Source organism: Pseudomonas sp. TE3911 (assembly GCF_054062775.1).
On sequence record NZ_JBSSFP010000001.1, the window covers coordinates 6,224,643 to 6,240,791 of the forward strand.

Sequence of the window (16,149 nt, forward strand, 5' to 3'; positions counted from 1 at the left end):
TTACAGACCCTTCTGAAGGAACTCGGTGTTTTGCTGAATCTCAAGACTGCATTACTGCTCGGTGCGCTGCTGTTTTGCGGCAGTGGCGCACTGCACGCCGCGGCGGTTGCGCCCGAACCCGAGACGCCGGCCAAGCCAGAGTTGCTGGTGGAAGGCGGACTGCTCGGTGCCATCAGTTCCAGCATCGACGACGTGCAGGACAAGCTCGACCTCAATCAGAGCCTGATCGACGCCTGGCGCCTGCGTGCGGACAGGGCGGCGGATGAAGTAGGGCGGTTGGTCGACCAAACGTCAGAACGTTCGCCGTGGAGTGTGGCCGGGAATTTTCTGCTGCTGTCAGGTGTGTGGGTCGGCGCATTTACCGTGCTGACGTTGTTGGGGCGGTTTATCGTGCAGCGCTTGGGCCGACGGTCATTCGTCGCACAGCGCAAACGCCTGCATGCGGTGCTCGGGTATGTGGTGCCCTACACGATCCCGGCGCTGATCTGCCTGCCGCTGACCCTTTATGTCAGTCACTTCCTGCCCACTTCGGTGGGGCGCGCGTTGGCACTGTGTTTTGCCTATGCCACCAGCAGCGGGATCTTTTCCACCTCGATGCTGTTGTGCGTGATTGTCATGTTCAATTTCGGCCACAAGCGGCCGGCGGTGCAGATTATTCGCGATTACTGCCCCAAGCCGCTGTTCCTGATTGGCTTCCTCGCCGCCCTCAGCGATGCCCTGACCAGCCCGCAAATTGCCCGCCAGCTTGGCGGCAATATCACCAGCAGTATTGCGGTATTTACCGGCCTGTTCGCGGCGGTGATTTTCGGCGTGCTGGTGGTGCGCTTGCGTCGGCCGGTCGCCCATCTGATCCGCAATCGGCCACTGGCCCAGCGCCTTAAACATCCGGCGTTGCAGCAGTCTTTGCGGGTGTTTTCCGGCCTTTGGTACTGGCCGATTCTATTGATGGTGCTGGTCTCGGCAATCAACCTCATCGGTGCCGGTGACGATAACCAGAAAGCCCTGCGTTGCGCGCTGTTCACCACGATTCTGCTGATTGGCACCGTGTTCTTGAGCACCGTGCTGCAACACCTGTTCAAGTCCCGCAGCCAGGTAGCGATCCAGCGCAGCAGCGCCTATAAAGATCGCTTCTTGAGCCTGTTGCACGCGATCCTGCGCATTGTCATGGCGATCGCCTTTATCGAAATCCTTGGGCGGATCTGGGGCGTGTCCCTGTTCGAGTTTGCCCAGCGCAACTCGGTAGGGCGGGCAATCAGCGACTCTTTGAGCAGCATCGGTTTGATTCTGCTGATGACATGGTTGTTCTGGGTGGTGCTCGACACGGCGATCCAGGAAGCGCTGAAACCGCCGGTAAACAAACGCTCCAGTCGCCAGCCGAGCACGCGGGTGAAAACCATACTGCCGCTGTTGCGTAATGCGGTGAAGATCATCCTGGTGGTCATCTGCGCGATCACCACCATGGCCAACCTTGGCATCAATGTCGCGCCGCTGCTGGCGGGTGCTGGTGTGGTCGGCCTGGCCATTGGTTTTGGTTCTCAGCAACTGGTGCAGGATGTGATCACCGGGCTGTTCATCATCATTGAAGACACGCTGTCCATCGGCGACTGGGTGGTGCTCGACTCCGGCCACGCCGGCACCGTCGAGGGCCTGACTATCCGCACCCTGCGTCTGCGTGACGGCAAGGGCTTTGTGCATTCGGTGCCGTTCGGGCAGATCAAGGCGGTCACCAACCAGTCGCGGCAATTTGCCTATGCGTTCTTCTCGGTGCAGTTCACCTACGACACCGATGTGGACAAGGCCGTGGAGTTGATTCGTGAAGCCGGTCAGTCGATCCGCGACGATGTCTTCCTCAAGTACAACCTGCAAGGGCCGCTGGAAGTGTTTGGTGTCGACAAGATGGACCTCAATGGTGTGGTGCTCACAGCGCAGTTCCGCACGGTATCGGGTGGGCAATATGCTGTCAGTCGCGCGTTTAACCAGCGTCTGAAAAAGCTTGTGGATAACTGCCCCGAGGTGCACTTCGCGCAGACTTATCCACAGCAGGTCATGGTGCCCCAGCGTGCGGCGTTGGAGCATGAGCCCGCAGAGCCAGGCGTCAAGACACTTAATCCGTGACGGTTGCGCTACAAACCCGCAAAATGCAACGATTCTGGCAAATGCCAGCGGCAAGGCCCACGGGCCTGCCGACCATAGCCAACGTTCCAAACAGACCGGGCCTGCTCAATCTATGCGAATGCGCCTTATGTTATTGGGCGGCGGGAATGCCCTCGGGCAGGCGCTGATTCGCCTCGGTGCAGAGGAAGACATCGGTTTCCTCGCACCCAAACCGCCCCAAGACGGCTGGGATGCCGCGAGCCTTACCCAATTGCTCGACGACACCCGTCCCGATGCCTTGATCAATCTCGCCTATTACTTCGACTGGTTCCAGGCCGAAGCCGTCAGCGAAACCCGTTTGGCTTCGCAGGAGTTCGCTATCGAGCGCCTGGCCGAACTGTGCCAACACCACAACATCACCTTGCTGCAACCGTCCAGCTACCGCGTATTCGATGGCTCCCGTGCCACCGCCTACAGCGAAAAAGACGAGCCGGTGCCCTTGGGCCTGCGTGGCCAGGCGTTGTGGCGTATCGAACAGAGTGTGCGCGCCACGTGCCCGCAGCATGTGTTGCTGCGCTTTGGCTGGCTGCTGGATGACAGTGTGGATGGCACCCTCGGGCGCTTCCTGGCCCGGGCCGAGAAACCGGATGAATTGCTGATGGCGGATGACCGCCGTGGCAACCCGACGCCGGTGGATGATGCGGCGCGGGTGATCATTTCGGTGCTCAAGCAACTTGATTGCGCGGCGCCGCTGTGGGGCACTTACCATTACGCCGGCCAGGAGGCGACTACGCCGCTGGCGCTGGGTCAGGCGATCCTAACCGAAGCGCGCACTTTCCATCCGTTGGCCATTGAGTCGCCCACCGCCCAAGCCCACGCGGCCCGGCCGGATGCGACGGACGAGCCGCAGCACGCGGTGTTGGCCTGCAAGAAAATCCTGCATACCTTTGGCATCAAGCCGCGGGCCTGGCGGGCGGGGCTTCCGGCGCTATTGGATCGGTTTTACCGCCACAGCTGAACCCAACGCACAACCAACTGTGGGAGGGGGCTTGCTCCCGATAGCGGTGTACCAGTCATTGGTTTGTTGACTGATCCACCGTCATCGGGAGCAAGCCCCCTCCCACAGTTGTTTATGCAGTTTTGCTTAGAACTTGTAGCCGATACCCACCATGTAAACCATTGGGTCCACGTCCACATTGACCTTGGCACGAGTGCCCGGCGCCACGGCATTGTTTTCCACGGTAGCCTTGGTGCTGATGTCGATGTAACGCGCCTGGGCGTTGATCATCCACTTGTCGTTGATCATGTAGTCCGCGCCGATCTGCGCAGCCCAACCCCATGAGTTCTCGGCTTTGAAGTTGCTGAAGCCTGCGCCCTGGGCACGGCTGCCGACGTGTTCGTCGTAGATCCAGGTGTAGTTAATACCGGCGCCTACGTACGGTTGGAACGGGGATTTGTTGTCCAGCGGGTAGTACACGACGCTCAGGGTTGGCGGCAGGTGTTTCAGGGTACCCAGCTTGCCGTTGGCGCCGCCGAGGGCGGTGCCCTTGATCTTCACGTCATGCTCGAACGGCGTGGCGGCCAGCAGTTCGATACCCACGTGGTTGGTCAGCATGTAGGCGAAGTTGAGGCCCAGTTGGGTGTCGCTGCTCATGGTCGCCTTGCCGCCCAGGTTGGTACCGGCCAGCGGGCCCTGATCAACCTTGACGGTGCTGCTGTCGGCCTTCGGGTTCACGGTGATAGCACCGGCGCGAACCAGAATGTCGCCCGCTTCGTGAGCATGGGCAATGGGGGCGACGAGGGCGAGCGCGAAGAGGGACGCGCCGAGCAGAGACTTGTTCATGGGAGCTCCAAAGGACGTTTAAAAGTTGTACGTCCAATGGTAAAGATCGTTCCGTTCGGTCTGTTGACTCAGCTCAATGAAAGGACGATCAGCGTTATTCCTGCAGTTCGTACATGTAAATCTTCTCGGCATCCATCTGGTAACCGGCGTCCGCCAGTTCGCTGGTAGACGGCTTGACCTGCATCGCGCCTTCGATCCAATACGGCTGGTACAGCTCATCGAGCTTCACGCCGATTTCACTTTTCACATGCACGATCTGGTTCGACGGCGGCGGCGGTACGTGGATGCACGCGCCGAAATACGGCACCAGCAGGAACTCGGTGGTACGGCCTTCTTCGCTGACTTCCAGCGGCACGATATAACCCGGCAGGCGGATGTGCTGGCCATTGAGGCTCTGCACCACCGGCGCGTTGGGCAGGTCCTGCTTGGCCGCCGGCGCGGCTTCGACGGACAAGGCGTCGGCCATGTTCGACAGGTCGTGCAGTGGTTTCATATTAGGGACTTCTGGCGGCGCGTCCGGTGGGATCATCTCCTGCCAGGACAAATCCTTGGGCTGCTCATCGGCCCAGGCGGGTACCGCCACCAGCAACAACAGTGCAAACAGGGCACGACGCATCGAGTCCTTCCTCATAAACGTATGGACAGGCCATCGGCCAAGGATTGTCGGTAGGCGCGCCAGGCCGGCACGCTGCCCATCAACAGCGCAGCAGCCAGGATACCGGCGAGCAAGGTCCATTCATATTCGCTCGGCCAGGACATCGGCAGGTCCAGCCCGTAATTGGCTTGCAAATACCCACGCGACGCGGCAATGCACACATACAGCAAGCCCACGCCTGCGATCACGCCGGATAGGGCCAGGGCGAAGGCTTCGAAGATCAGCAACGTTGCGATATGCCACGGCCGTGCACCCACCGAACGCAGGATCGCCATTTCGCGGCGGCGTTCGTTGAGGCTGGTAAGGATGGCGGTGAGCATGCCGATCAAGCCGGTCAGCACCACAAACAGCGAGATCACGAACAGCGCTTTTTCGGCGGTGCCCATCATGCTCCACAGCTCTTGCAGCGCCACGCCGGGCAGGATCGCCAGCATCGGCTCGCCACGGAATTCATTGATCTCGCGCTGCAGGGCGAAGGTGGAAATCTTGTTATTCAGGCCGAGCATGAAGGCGGTAATGGCCTGCGGGGTCAGGTCCATATTGCGCGCCTGATCGGCGCTGATGCGGCCTTTGCCCTGGGCCGGCACACCGTTGTGCCAGTCGATATGGATAGCTTCCATGCCGCCCAGGCTGATGTGCAACGTGCGATCCACCGGCGTGCCGGTGCGCTTGAGGATACCGACCACGGTGAACGGCTTGTCATCGTGCTTGACCAGGCTGACCACCGCCACGCCGTGGGCCAGTACCAGCTTGTCGCCGAGCTTGTAGTGCAGGGCATCAGCGACCTCGGCACCGAGCACCACTTCGAACGGGTCGGTGGCAAAGGCACGGCCGCTGGCCAGTTCGAGGTTTTGCTTGCGGCCGTACTGGTAATGCTCGAAGTACGACTCGTTGGTACCCATCACCCGGTAGCCGCGATGGGAGTCGCCGAGGGAAATCGGGATCGCCCATTTCACCTGGGGGCTGGCGGCGAAGTGCTCGTAGCTGTCCCAGCGGATGTTGTTGGTGGCGTTGCCTATGCGAAATACCGAATACAGCAGCAGGTTGACCGAACCGGAGCGGGCGCCGACGATCAGGTCGGTGCCGCTGATGGTACTGGCGAAACTGTTGCGCGCCTCAACGCGAACCCGTTCCACTGCGAGCAACAAGCAGACTGAAAGCGCGATGGCAAATGCGGTGAGGATCGCGGTAAAGCGACGGTTAGCCAGGCTGGCCATGGCTAGACGAAACAAATACATCTCAAACCTCTGCGGGCGTGGCGGCGCGATTGAGTTCGGCCAGCGACAGGTTGCGGTCGAACAGCGGCGCCAGGCTCTGATCATGGCTGACAAACAACAGGCTGGCGCCGGCGTCGCGGCATTCAGCGAACAACAACTGAAGGAAAGCTTCGCGGGCGTCGTAGTCCAGGGCTGAGGTGGGTTCGTCGGCGATCACCAATTCCGGTTGGCCGATCAGCGCGCGTGCGGCAGCCACCCGTTGTTGCTGGCCGATGGACAGCGAATCGGCGCGGCGCTCCAGCAGGTGTTTATCCTTCAAGCCCAAATGCGCGAGCAATGTAGCGGCGGCCTGGTCGACACTGCCGTGGCGCTGCTTTGCCCGCTGCGCACGCAGTTTGGAAAAGTGGCAAGGCAACTCAACGTTTTCGCGCACCGACAGGAACGGCAGCAGGTTGAACTGCTGGAAGACGTAGCCCGTATGGTCGACGCGGAAACGATCACGGGCGCCGGCCGAGAGTTCGGTCAGCTCCTGGCCGAGCAAGCGAATGCTACCTCGGCTGGGTTTCTGCACGCCGCCCAACAGACCAAGCAGCGTAGTTTTTCCGCTGCCGCTCGGGCCCTTGAGAAACAGGGTTTCACCCGCTTCCAGGCGGAAGGCGGGGATGTCCAGCAACTGTGGGTGACCGGGCCAGTTGAAGCCCAGGTCAGACAGTTCGATCAGTGCTTGGGTCATGTGAACTCAGAACTTCAGGGTGGCTGCTGTGGCGGTGGCATCAACACCTTGCTGGCCGCTCGGGCCGATCAGTTGTACCTGAATTTTCTGAGTGGAGGGGAAGGTCTTGAATACCTGGGTCAGGTCCAGATTGCTCAACGCAGTCGGCGTGGCGCAGGTGAATTGGTAGTGGGCGTGGATTTCGCTGTGGTCGTGATGATGTTCGTGGGCGCCGTCTTTGGCGTCGTGATCGTGGTCATCGTCGTCGTGGTCGGCTTCCGGCTTGTCACCGAACAGCGGGCTGTTGAGCTCCTGGGAGCTGATCTCGCAACCGGCGGCCTTGGGCAGGTTGAACAGGGCCGATGGGTTTTCCAGCTGTTTGCGTGCAGCGGCGACTTTGGCCTTATCGGCAGCAGTGGTGGCGACGTGCTCAAAACCCACCAGATTCATTGCCGGGCTGTCCAGCTCAAGCTCCAGGGTCTGCCCGTCGAGTACGGCGTTGAGACGCCCGACGCCGTGCTCGTGCGCGCCGAGGCTGCCGTGTTCGTGGTCGTGATCATGGTCCTCAGCCGCATGGGCAATGGCCAGTGGCAGCAGGGCAAACGGCAAAGCGAGCAGCAGACGGCGCATGAGAGGGCTCCAGAACATGAAAGTTATGTTATGTGATCTTATAACAATAAGGCCGAGAGTTTGACCGTCTGCTTGGCGTTGCGCAAGCCGCATGGGAGCATGCCCGTCAGAAAAACTGCAGGAGTCAGGACGATGTTGCGAATTCGTGGAACCATCGGCGACCTGCCGGTGGACTTAACCCTGGAACTGGACGACGGCGATTGGGCAAAGTTGGGCGCGCAATTGCAGGCGGCGCCGGCAGCCAGCGCCGCCGCCGCGCCGGTAGCGCCGGTCAAACACAATGATGACCTGTGGCAGAACGCCCAGGACTTGTTGCGCAACGCCGGACAACTCAGCGGCCTGGAGTTGCTTGATCGATTGGAAGGTTTGGCGGGGGATGCTGCGGCGGGCAAGCGACTGTTGGTGCGCCTGCGCCACAGCGCTAAGGTCAAGGTGAGCAGCGGCGGGGATACGCCGCTGTACAGTTGGATCGGTGATTAGTACAGCGCGGCAAACAACTTGCGGCGGTACACGGTGACCAGCGGGTGGTCATTGCCCAGCAGTTCGAACACTTGCAACAGGGTCTTGTGCGGCAGGCCTTCGCTGTAGCCGCGGTTGCGGATAAACAACTTGAGCAAGCCTTCCAGCGCGGCGTCGTACTGCTGACGCGCTAGTTGCTGGATGCTCAACTGATACGCAGCTTCATCGTCCTGCGGGTTTTGCGCCAGACGGCTTTTCAAGTCGGCGGCGTCCGGCAGGTCGGCGGCTTGGCGCAGGAAAGTGATTTGCGCCTTGGCCCCGGCGAGCGCGGCTTTGTGGTCGTCGCTTTTCACTGCGTCGAGCACGGTTTGGGCTTCACCCAGCTCACCGCGTTCGGCCAGGCAGCGTGCGTACAGAATCAGCGCGGCGGCGTTGGTGTTGTCCTCGCCCAGCAGCGCGACGAGTACGGCTTCGGCGTCGCTGATGCGCCCTTCGGCAAACAACGTTTGTGCCTGTACCAATGGATCCGCCGCCTTCGGCGCGGGCATCTGCACATGCGGCGCCAACAGCGCTCGCACAGCCGACTCCGGCTGGGCTCCGGCGAACCCGTCTACCGGCTGGCCATCCTTGAACAGCACCACCGTCGGCAGGCTTTGAATACCAAAGCGCGCAACGATGTCTTGCTCGGCTTCGCAATCGACCTTCGCCAACAGCAACTCGCCCTGATAACTCTCGGCAATCTGCGCCAACATCGGCATCAAGGCCTTGCAGGGCGCGCACCACTCGGCCCAGAAATCCACCAATACGGGTTTTTCGAAGGAGTTCTGAATCACGGCCTGGTCGAAGTTGGCGGCGGTGACGTCGAAGATGTACGGCGTGGGCTCACTCATGGGGCGTCTCGAATAAAGCGGGAATGGGGCAACTATAAGGGCTGGCGCCGCGAATGGTACAGGCTCACCTTGCGAAACTCCCAAGGCTCGGCCAAGTCCGGCAACGTCAGCGCATCGAGGATTTCCAGGCGCTGATAAGCCGGGTGTTGGAAGTCGCGCACCCGTGAGTCCGCCACCAGTGCTTCGCGGCCGCGGCTGAGGAAATGATCCAGCAGTGGCAGGTTGGCGCGATCGTAAAGCACATCGGCTACCAGGATCAGGTCGAAGCGATCGGCTTCGGCGAAGAAGTCCGGCGAATAGGTTAATTCCACGTTATTGAGCTCGGCATTGGCGCGGCAAGATGCCAACGCCAGCGGATCCAGGTCGCAGGCAACTACTTCCACCGCACCTGCCTTAACCGCCGCAATCGCGGCCACGCCGGAACCGGCGCCGAAGTCCAGCACGCGCTTGCCCGCGACCCACTCGGGGTTCGCCGTCAAATACCGCGCCAATGCCAGGCCGCTGGCCCAGCAAAAACTCCAGTAGGGCGGCTCATGCAGAATGCGCCGGGTTTCTTCGGGACTGAAGGCGCGGTCCATGTTGTCCGCATCCAACAGCCACAACGAGAGTTCGGTGCCCGGCAGCGGGCAGGGCACCAGTTGAGCGTCGCCGATCAGCTCGCTCAGGGCGCGCTGCAAGTCCAACGGTGGCGTCATGGTGCCTTGACGAGTTCCAGGGGGCCGGTGGTCTGGGTGATTGCCTGGGTGATGCGTACGGCGGGCAGGTGCAGGATCAACTGACCGGACTGGCTGGCGCGGCCACGCAGCTCAACCCGTGCACCGGCCGGGAAAGCCTCTGGGTTAAAACGCAGGCGGAAGGCCACGGGCTTGCCGTTGCCGGTCAGTACGCTGCTGGCGAGCAGTTGTTGCGGGCGCGAACGGTCGTCGATCACCAGCAGGGCCATCTCGACTTCGGCGCCGGCGGGGACGTTGGTCAGGCTGCCGTTGATTTCACGTTGGTAGGCGGGTAGGGGGCCCAGGTCTTCAATGCCAGGGACTTTTTTCTCCTGCGCAGGCACCGGTTGGGGCGCAGACGGCTTGGGGGCTTCGCTGCTGCAGGCGACCAGGACACTGAACAGGGTGAGCAAAACAAGTGGTCGTAACTGCATGTACGGCTCCAGAAAGGACAAAATCCGTGGCTTGAAATGTAAGAAACATAATAGCCCGCCTGTATACCGTAAAGGCTATGGCTTGTCTTGCCACAGGGATGCGCTACCATGGCCCTCCCTTTTTTTGTTGCCTGCCACCATGCACTGTCCCTTCTGCGGTGCCAACGACACCAAGGTCATTGACTCGCGTCTGGTCGCCGAGGGCGATCAAGTACGTCGCCGGCGCGAATGCCTGGCCTCTGGCTGCGGTGAACGTTTCACCACCTTCGAAACCGCCGAACTGGTATTGCCACGTCTGATCAAGTCCGACGGCAGCCGCCAGCCTTTCGACGAAGAAAAACTGCGCGCCGGTATGCAGCGCGCGCTGGAAAAACGCCCAGTGAGTGTCGAGCGACTGGAAGCGGCGCTGGTGCATATCAAGCACAAGCTGCGAGCGACTGGCGAGCGCGAGGTCAAGAGCCTGGTGGTGGGAGAGTTGGTGATGGGCGAGCTGCAAAAGCTCGACGAAGTCGCCTATATCCGTTTCGCTTCGGTGTATCGACGCTTCCAGGACCTCAATGAGTTCCGCGAAGAGATCGACCGCCTGGCCCGTGAGCCGGTCAAACCATGATTCCTCCTTCTGCTGAACAAACTGTCCTCGACGCCCATTACATGGCCCGCGCCCTTGAACTGGCGCGCAACGGCCTGTACACCACCCACCCTAATCCGCGTGTTGGCTGCGTGATTGTGCGCGATGGGCAGATTGTCGGCGAAGGCTGGCATGTGCGCACGGGCGAGCCCCATGCGGAAGTGCATGCCTTGCGGGCTGCCGGCGATAAGGCCCGAGGCGCCACGGCATACGTCACCCTCGAACCGTGCAGCCACTATGGTCACACCCCGCCGTGCGCCGATGCGCTGGTGAGCGCCGGGCTGGCGCGGGTGGTTGCGGCGATGCAGGACCCTAACCCGGAAGTTGCCGGGCGCGGCATGCAGCGCTTGGCCCAGGCCGGGATCGAGGTGCGCAGTGGCGTACTGGAAGGTGAGGCGCGGGCGCTCAACAAAGGCTTTCTCAAACGCATGGAACACGGGTTGCCGTTCGTGCGGATCAAAATGGCGATGAGTCTGGACGGTCGTACCGCGATGGCCAGCGGCGAAAGCCAATGGATCACCGGTCCCGCCGCCCGCGCCGCCGTGCAGCGCCTGCGCGCCGAGGCCAGCGTGGTGCTGACTGGCGCCGACACGGTGTTGGCCGACGGTGCGCGGCTTACCGTCCGCGCGGCCGAGCTGGGACTGGATGAAGAAACCACCGCCCTGGCCATGTCGCGCCCGCCGTTGCGTGTGTTGATCGACGGCCGCCTGCGGGTGCCGCTCAACGCACCCTTCTTTAAGGCGGGCCCGGCATTGGTCATCACCTGTGTCACCCCGGAAAACCAGTTCCCCCGAGGCCCCGAGTGTCTGGTGGTGCCAGGCGTAGAAGGCCAGGTCGACCTGCGCTCGGCGCTGGTGGCGCTGGCCGCCCGTGGCGTCAACGAAGTCTTGGTGGAAGCTGGCCCAAGCCTGGCAGGGGCGTTTGCCCAGCAAGGTCTGGTGGACGAATACGTGATTTTCGTCGCCGGCAAGTTCCTCGGCTCCGCTGCCCGGCCTTTGCTGGACTGGCCGCTTGAGAAACTGGCCGACGCCCCCCAACTCAAGATCACTGAAATGCGCGCTGTAGGCGACGACTGGCGAGTCACTGCCATCCCTGTGCCAGCAGCGAGCGTATAATTCTGACCGGGCGCTCAAGTGCCCGCCCCGTTTTCCAGGAGAAGGCCATGTTCACCGGCATTATCGAATCCATCGGCAGCATTCGCGCCATGACCCCCAAGGGCGGCGACGTGCGCCTGCTGGTTGAAACCGGCAAGCTCGACCTCGGCGACGTCAAGCTGGGCGACAGCATCGCCGTCAGCGGCGTGTGCCTGACTGTCATCGAACTGCCGGGCAATGGCTTTGCCGCCGACGTCAGCCGGGAAACCCTGGACTGCACCGCGATGAATGACCTCAAGGCTGGCAGCCCGGTCAACCTCGAAAAAGCCCTGACGCCCACCACCCGTCTCGGTGGTCACCTGGTCAGCGGCCACGTCGACGGTGTCGGCGAAGTCGTTGCCCGCAGCGAAAATGCCCGTGCCGTGGAATTCCGCATCCGCGCGCCCAAAGAGCTGGCCAAATACATTGCCCACAAAGGTTCGATCACTGTCGACGGCACCAGCCTGACCGTGAACGCCGTGAATGGCGCCGAATTTGAACTGACCATCATTCCCCACACCCTGAGCGAAACCATCATGGCGTCGTACCAGCCTGGTCGCCGGGTGAACCTGGAAGTCGACTTGCTTGCCCGTTACCTGGAGCGCCTGCTGATGGGCGATAAGGCCGCAGAGCCTGCAACTGGGAACATCACTGAGAGTTTTTTGGCCGCTAACGGCTACCTGAAATCCTGACCAAGGGGGTGCCGCGTGGCGCTCAATAACATCGAAGAACTGGTTGAAGACATCCGCCAAGGCAAGATGGTCATCCTGATGGATGACGAAGACCGTGAAAACGAAGGCGACATCATCATGGCCGCCGAGGCCTGCAAGCCTGAGCACATCAACTTCATGGCCAAGCACGCTCGCGGGCTGATCTGCATGCCCATGAGCCGCGAGCGCTGCGAGCTGCTCAAGCTGCCGTTGATGGCGCCGCGTAACGGCTCGGGTTTTGGTACCAAGTTCACCGTGTCGATTGAAGCGACCACAGGCGTGACCACCGGCATTTCCGCCGCTGACCGCGCCCGTACCGTTCAAGCCGCTGCCGCCAAAGACGCCAAGGCCGAAGACATCGTCAGCCCAGGCCACATCTTCCCGCTGATGGCCCAACCGGGTGGCACCCTGGCCCGTGCCGGCCACACAGAAGCAGCCTGCGACCTGGCGCGCATGGCCGGTTTCGAGCCGAGCGGTGTGATCTGCGAAGTGATGAACGACGACGGCACCATGGCTCGTCGCGCCGAACTCGAAGCATTTGCCGCCGAGCACAACATCAAGATAGGCACCATTGCCGACTTGATTCACTACCGGATGATCCACGAACGTACCGTTCAGCGGATTGCCGAGCAGCCACTGGACAGCGAACTGGGCCAATTCAATTTGGTGACCTACCGTGATTCAGTGGAGGGCGATGTGCACATGGCCCTGACCCTGGGCACCATCAGCGCAGACGAACCGACCCTGGTGCGTGTGCACAACATGGACCCGCTGCGCGACCTGTTGATGGTCAAGCAACCGGGCCGTTGGAGCCTGCGCGCCGCGATGGCTGCGGTGTCCGATGCGGGCAGCGGTGTGGTGCTGCTGCTGGGTAACCCGGTGGACGGCGATGTATTGCTTGCCCATATCCGCGAGACCGCCGAGCAGACTCAGGTGAAAACACCGACCACCTACAGCATCGTCGGTGCCGGTTCGCAGATCCTGCGTGACCTCGGTGTGCGCAAAATGCGCCTCATGAGCGCACCGATGAAATTTAATGCGATATCCGGATTCGATCTGGAAGTTGTAGAATACGTGCCCTCCGAATAAAGGCTGGCGTCTTTTGCCCCTTGTTCGCGGTTAAATCATCACTGAGGGACGCACTTTTCGCGTCCCGGCTCTTTAAGAGATTTGTCGAATGACCCTGAAGACCATCGAAGGTACCTTCATCGCCCCCAAAGGCCGCTATGCCCTGGTGGTTGGCCGCTTCAACAGCTTCGTGGTTGAAAGCCTGGTAAGCGGTGCCGTGGATGCCCTGGTTCGCCACGGTGTGAGCGAAAGCGATATCACGATTATCCGTGCCCCTGGCGCCTTCGAAATTCCACTGGTTGCGCAAAAAGTTGCTCAGCAGGGTGAATACGCAGCAATCATCGCCCTGGGCGCTGTGATTCGTGGCGGTACCCCGCACTTCGAATACGTGGCCGGCGAATGCACCAAGGGCCTGGCCCAGGTGTCCATGGAGTTCGGCGTGCCAGTCGCTTTCGGCGTACTGACCGTTGATTCCATCGAACAAGCCATCGAGCGTTCCGGCACCAAGGCCGGCAACAAAGGCGCTGAAGCTGCTCTGTCCGCCCTGGAAATGGTCAGCCTGCTGTCGCAGTTGGAGGCCAAGTGATTTCCGACGAGAGCGATCGTTTCAACCCGCGCGACGAGCGTCCAGCGGACGCCGGCAAACCTTCGAAAGAGCGAAAAGCGCCGTGCTGCCCGTCAGCTCGCCACCCAGGCGTTGTACCAGCGCCATATGGCCGGTACTTCGCTGAACGAAATCGAAGCGCAATTTCGCGTCGACAACGACTTCACCTTTGCCGACCAGAGCTATTTCCACGACATCCTGCACGGCGTTCCGGCCAACCTGACCGAGATCGACGCTGCATTGACGCCGTGCCTGGACCTGACCCTTGAAGAGCTGGACCCGGTTGAACTGGCCGTACTGCGCCTGTCGACCTGGGAACTGCTCAAGCGCGTCGACGTGCCGTACCGCGTGGTGATCAACGAAGGTATCGAGCTGGCGAAAGTCTACGGTTCGACCGACGGTCACAAGTTCGTCAACGGCGTGCTCGACAAGCTGGCTCCGCGCCTGCGTGAAGCCGAAGTGAAGGAACACAAGCGCTAAGTTGCGCTTGAGTTCTCGATGGGCGAGTTTGAGCTGATCCACAAGTACTTTGCCGCCGCGCCCTGTGCGCAGGGCGGCGAGGGCATTGCCTTGGGGATCGGCGACGACTGCGCCCTGCTGGCGCTCCCTGCCGGGGAGCAACTGGCAATCTCCACCGATACCTTAGTGGCCGGCGTGCACTTTGCCGACCCTTGCGATCCGTTCCTGCTCGGCCAGCGTTCGCTGGCGGTGGCGGTGAGCGATCTGGCTGCCATGGGCGCCAACCCCCTCGCGTTTACCCTTGCACTCACTACGCCCACCGTCGATGCCGACTGGTTGCAACGCTATGCCCAGGGTTTGAACGCCATGGCGCTAAGCTGCGGCGTGGGCTTGGTGGGCGGCGACACCACGCGGGGGCCGCTCAGTTTGACCCTGACGGTGTTCGGCCGTGTGCCAGCGGGCCAGGCGTTGACGCGCAGCGGTGCGCAGCCGGGGGACCTGCTGTGCGTGGGCGGTGAGTTGGGCAATGCCGCTGGCGCCTTGCCACTCGTGCTGGGCCAGCGCAACGCCGATGCGGCCATCGCTGATCCTCTGCTGGCCCATTACTGGTCACCGCAGCCGCAGTTGGCTTTAGGGCTGGCGCTGCGGGGCAAGGCGACGGCTGCGATGGATATCTCCGACGGGCTGTTGGCCGATTGCGGGCATATCGCCAAGGCGTCGGCCGTCAGCCTGTTGATCGAGCGTCAGAAGCTTCCGCTGTCCAGCGCCTTGCTGGCGTTTGTCGGTGATGACCAGGCGCGGGTGGCTGCATTGAGCGGTGGCGACGACTACGTGCTGGCCTTTACCTTGCCGTCCGTCGAGTTGGCACCGCTGCTGGCCGCGGGTTGGCCGGTGCACGTTATTGGCCGTGTCCAGGCGGGGCAGGGTGTGACGCTCCTCGACGCCAACGGGCAGGACATCACTCCGGCCATCCGGGGTTATCAGCACTTTCGCGAGACGCCCTGAGTCGGCGTGCTGCGCTACCCTCTACTACGTCATTACACAAGCAAGGCATTGCAGGAGGTCGTACCCATGGATGTGCGCCACTGGCTGCTGACACTGCTGTGTGTCATTCCGGCGTGGGTCCTGGCGCAGGATGAGTCTGTTGTACCAGGCAAGATCATGCTTGCCAGTGAGGCTTGGGACGGCTACACCAATGCGGACGGCAGCGGTCTGGCCTGGGATGTGCTGCGGCAGGTCTTCGAGCCGGTCGGGATCACTCTGCAAACCCGCATCGAGCCCTATACCCGCTCGGTGGGCCTGGCCCAGCGCGGTGAGGTAGATGGTTGGGTCGGCTCTTACCGTGACGAGGTCACGGGCGTCCTTTACCCGCACTGGAAGTTGGACTCCGACGCTATCTACGCCCTTGGGCTGGCAACCTCCCCGACTCCGAGCGTCGCAACGCTGGGTGAATACCGCCTGGCCTGGGTACGCGGCTATCGGTACGAGGCGTACTTGCCCAATGTGCGACGTTTCAACCAGATCCAGCGGCGCGATGGGATTTTACCGATGCTCCAGCATGGTCGGGCCGATTTCTACATCGATGCCCTCAGCGAAACGCAATACGTCCTCAGACAGGCGCGAGACCCTTCCACGTTCAGGCTTACCCACATCATCGACCTGCCGCTATACGTTGGCTTTGCCGATACCGAGCGCGGCCGTTCGTTACGCACCGTGTACGATCAGCGCATGGCCGTGCTGGTCAAAAGCGGCGTGCTGAAGCCGATCTTCCAGCGCTGGAACCTGCCGTATCCCTTCTAACTGCATAGAACCGAGATGAAGGCCAATCGAACCGATTGATCTTTATCAGCGATCATTCAGCTTAAGCGTGTGCAGGAACCTGCTGTTACAATGCCCGCCT

The 16,149-nt window shown here is 61.7% G+C and carries 18 protein-coding genes and 1 pseudogene; 11 read left to right on the forward strand and 8 right to left on the reverse strand.

Annotated features, from left to right (window positions below; translation table 11 throughout):
- Positions 1–30: 30 nt before the first annotated feature.
- Together ACVWXD_RS28410 and ACVWXD_RS28415 are read left to right on the forward strand one after the other, a co-directional pair.
- Positions 31–2,115, forward strand: a complete 2,085-nt coding sequence (locus tag ACVWXD_RS28410) for a mechanosensitive ion channel family protein (RefSeq protein WP_122756015.1) — start codon at positions 31–33, stop codon at positions 2,113–2,115.
- Positions 2,116–2,227: 112 nt separating this feature from the next.
- Complete coding sequence (locus ACVWXD_RS28415; RefSeq protein WP_032884551.1) at positions 2,228–3,112, forward strand: sugar nucleotide-binding protein; 885 nt, start codon at positions 2,228–2,230, stop codon at positions 3,110–3,112.
- Positions 3,113–3,238: 126 nt separating this feature from the next.
- On the opposite strand, the gene ACVWXD_RS28420 is transcribed toward ACVWXD_RS28415, so the two are convergent.
- The 5 genes from ACVWXD_RS28420 to ACVWXD_RS28440 all read right to left on the reverse strand — a co-directional run bounded on the left by ACVWXD_RS28420 (position 3,239) and on the right by ACVWXD_RS28440 (position 7,151).
- Positions 3,239–3,937, reverse strand: a complete 699-nt coding sequence (locus tag ACVWXD_RS28420) for an OmpW/AlkL family protein (protein ID WP_095186186.1) — start codon at positions 3,935–3,937, stop codon at positions 3,239–3,241.
- Between the two features lie 94 nt (positions 3,938–4,031).
- Positions 4,032–4,553, reverse strand: a complete 522-nt coding sequence (locus ACVWXD_RS28425) for a DUF3299 domain-containing protein (protein WP_457371548.1) — start codon at positions 4,551–4,553, stop codon at positions 4,032–4,034.
- A gap of 11 nt (positions 4,554–4,564) precedes the next feature.
- Positions 4,565–5,830 carry an ABC transporter permease gene (locus ACVWXD_RS28430; RefSeq protein WP_027605183.1) on the reverse strand — a complete coding sequence of 422 codons (1,266 nt, stop codon included), beginning with the start codon at positions 5,828–5,830 and terminating at the stop codon, positions 4,565–4,567.
- A gap of 1 nt (position 5,831) precedes the next feature.
- Positions 5,832–6,542 (reverse strand): ABC transporter ATP-binding protein, encoded by a 711-nt coding sequence (locus tag ACVWXD_RS28435; RefSeq protein ID WP_032884554.1) that lies wholly within the window; start codon positions 6,540–6,542, stop codon positions 5,832–5,834.
- A gap of 6 nt (positions 6,543–6,548) precedes the next feature.
- Positions 6,549–7,151 (reverse strand): DUF2796 domain-containing protein, encoded by a 603-nt coding sequence (locus ACVWXD_RS28440; RefSeq protein WP_457371549.1) that lies wholly within the window; start codon positions 7,149–7,151, stop codon positions 6,549–6,551.
- A 132-nt stretch (positions 7,152–7,283) separates the two neighbouring features.
- On the opposite strand from ACVWXD_RS28440, the gene ACVWXD_RS28445 reads away from it, so the two are divergent.
- Entirely contained in the window at positions 7,284–7,631 is a 348-nt protein-coding gene (locus ACVWXD_RS28445; protein WP_032884556.1) for a hypothetical protein, read from the forward strand.
- Here ACVWXD_RS28445 and trxA read toward each other — a convergent pair.
- The 3 genes from trxA to ACVWXD_RS28460 are packed head-to-tail and all read right to left on the reverse strand — an operon-like array spanning position 7,628 to position 9,647.
- Entirely contained in the window at positions 7,628–8,500 is an 873-nt protein-coding gene (gene trxA, locus ACVWXD_RS28450) for a thioredoxin (protein WP_032884557.1), read from the reverse strand. The genes ACVWXD_RS28445 and trxA overlap by 4 nt on opposite strands.
- Positions 8,501–8,532: 32 nt before the next feature.
- Positions 8,533–9,195 carry a class I SAM-dependent methyltransferase gene (locus ACVWXD_RS28455; protein WP_181643750.1) on the reverse strand — a complete coding sequence of 221 codons (663 nt, stop codon included), beginning with the start codon at positions 9,193–9,195 and terminating at the stop codon, positions 8,533–8,535.
- Positions 9,192–9,647 (reverse strand): YbaY family lipoprotein, encoded by a 456-nt coding sequence (locus ACVWXD_RS28460; RefSeq protein WP_032884559.1) that lies wholly within the window; start codon positions 9,645–9,647, stop codon positions 9,192–9,194. Before ACVWXD_RS28460 ends, ACVWXD_RS28455 begins: the two co-directional genes overlap by 4 nt.
- 139 nt (positions 9,648–9,786) lie before the next feature.
- On the opposite strand from ACVWXD_RS28460, the gene nrdR reads away from it, so the two are divergent.
- The 8 genes and pseudogenes from nrdR (at position 9,787) to ACVWXD_RS28500 (ending at position 16,049) form a co-directional block, all read left to right on the forward strand.
- Positions 9,787–10,257, forward strand: a complete 471-nt coding sequence (gene nrdR / locus ACVWXD_RS28465; protein WP_160385008.1) for a transcriptional regulator NrdR — start codon at positions 9,787–9,789, stop codon at positions 10,255–10,257.
- On the forward strand, positions 10,254–11,390 hold the full coding sequence (gene ribD / locus ACVWXD_RS28470; protein WP_122681787.1) for a bifunctional diaminohydroxyphosphoribosylaminopyrimidine deaminase/5-amino-6-(5-phosphoribosylamino)uracil reductase RibD: 1,137 nt from the start codon (positions 10,254–10,256) through the stop codon (positions 11,388–11,390). The genes nrdR and ribD overlap by 4 nt, the downstream gene beginning before the upstream one ends.
- 47 nt (positions 11,391–11,437) lie before the next feature.
- Positions 11,438–12,100 (forward strand): riboflavin synthase, encoded by a 663-nt coding sequence (locus ACVWXD_RS28475; RefSeq protein WP_032884562.1) that lies wholly within the window; start codon positions 11,438–11,440, stop codon positions 12,098–12,100.
- Positions 12,101–12,115: 15 nt separating this feature from the next.
- Positions 12,116–13,207: a bifunctional 3,4-dihydroxy-2-butanone-4-phosphate synthase/GTP cyclohydrolase II gene (ribBA, locus tag ACVWXD_RS28480; RefSeq protein WP_457371550.1), complete on the forward strand. Its 1,092-nt coding sequence runs from the start codon at positions 12,116–12,118 to the stop codon at positions 13,205–13,207.
- A gap of 88 nt (positions 13,208–13,295) precedes the next feature.
- Positions 13,296–13,772: a 6,7-dimethyl-8-ribityllumazine synthase gene (ribH, locus tag ACVWXD_RS28485; protein ID WP_003176356.1), complete on the forward strand. Its 477-nt coding sequence runs from the start codon at positions 13,296–13,298 to the stop codon at positions 13,770–13,772.
- A pseudogene (gene nusB, locus ACVWXD_RS28490) lies at positions 13,769–14,270 on the forward strand (transcription antitermination factor NusB). The gene ribH and the pseudogene nusB overlap by 4 nt, the downstream one beginning before the upstream one ends.
- Positions 14,271–14,288: 18 nt before the next feature.
- Complete coding sequence (gene thiL / locus ACVWXD_RS28495) at positions 14,289–15,254, forward strand: thiamine-phosphate kinase (protein WP_032884565.1); 966 nt, start codon at positions 14,289–14,291, stop codon at positions 15,252–15,254.
- A gap of 66 nt (positions 15,255–15,320) precedes the next feature.
- Entirely contained in the window at positions 15,321–16,049 is a 729-nt protein-coding gene (locus ACVWXD_RS28500; protein WP_260367999.1) for a substrate-binding periplasmic protein, read from the forward strand.
- The last annotated feature ends 100 nt before the right edge of the window (positions 16,050–16,149 follow it).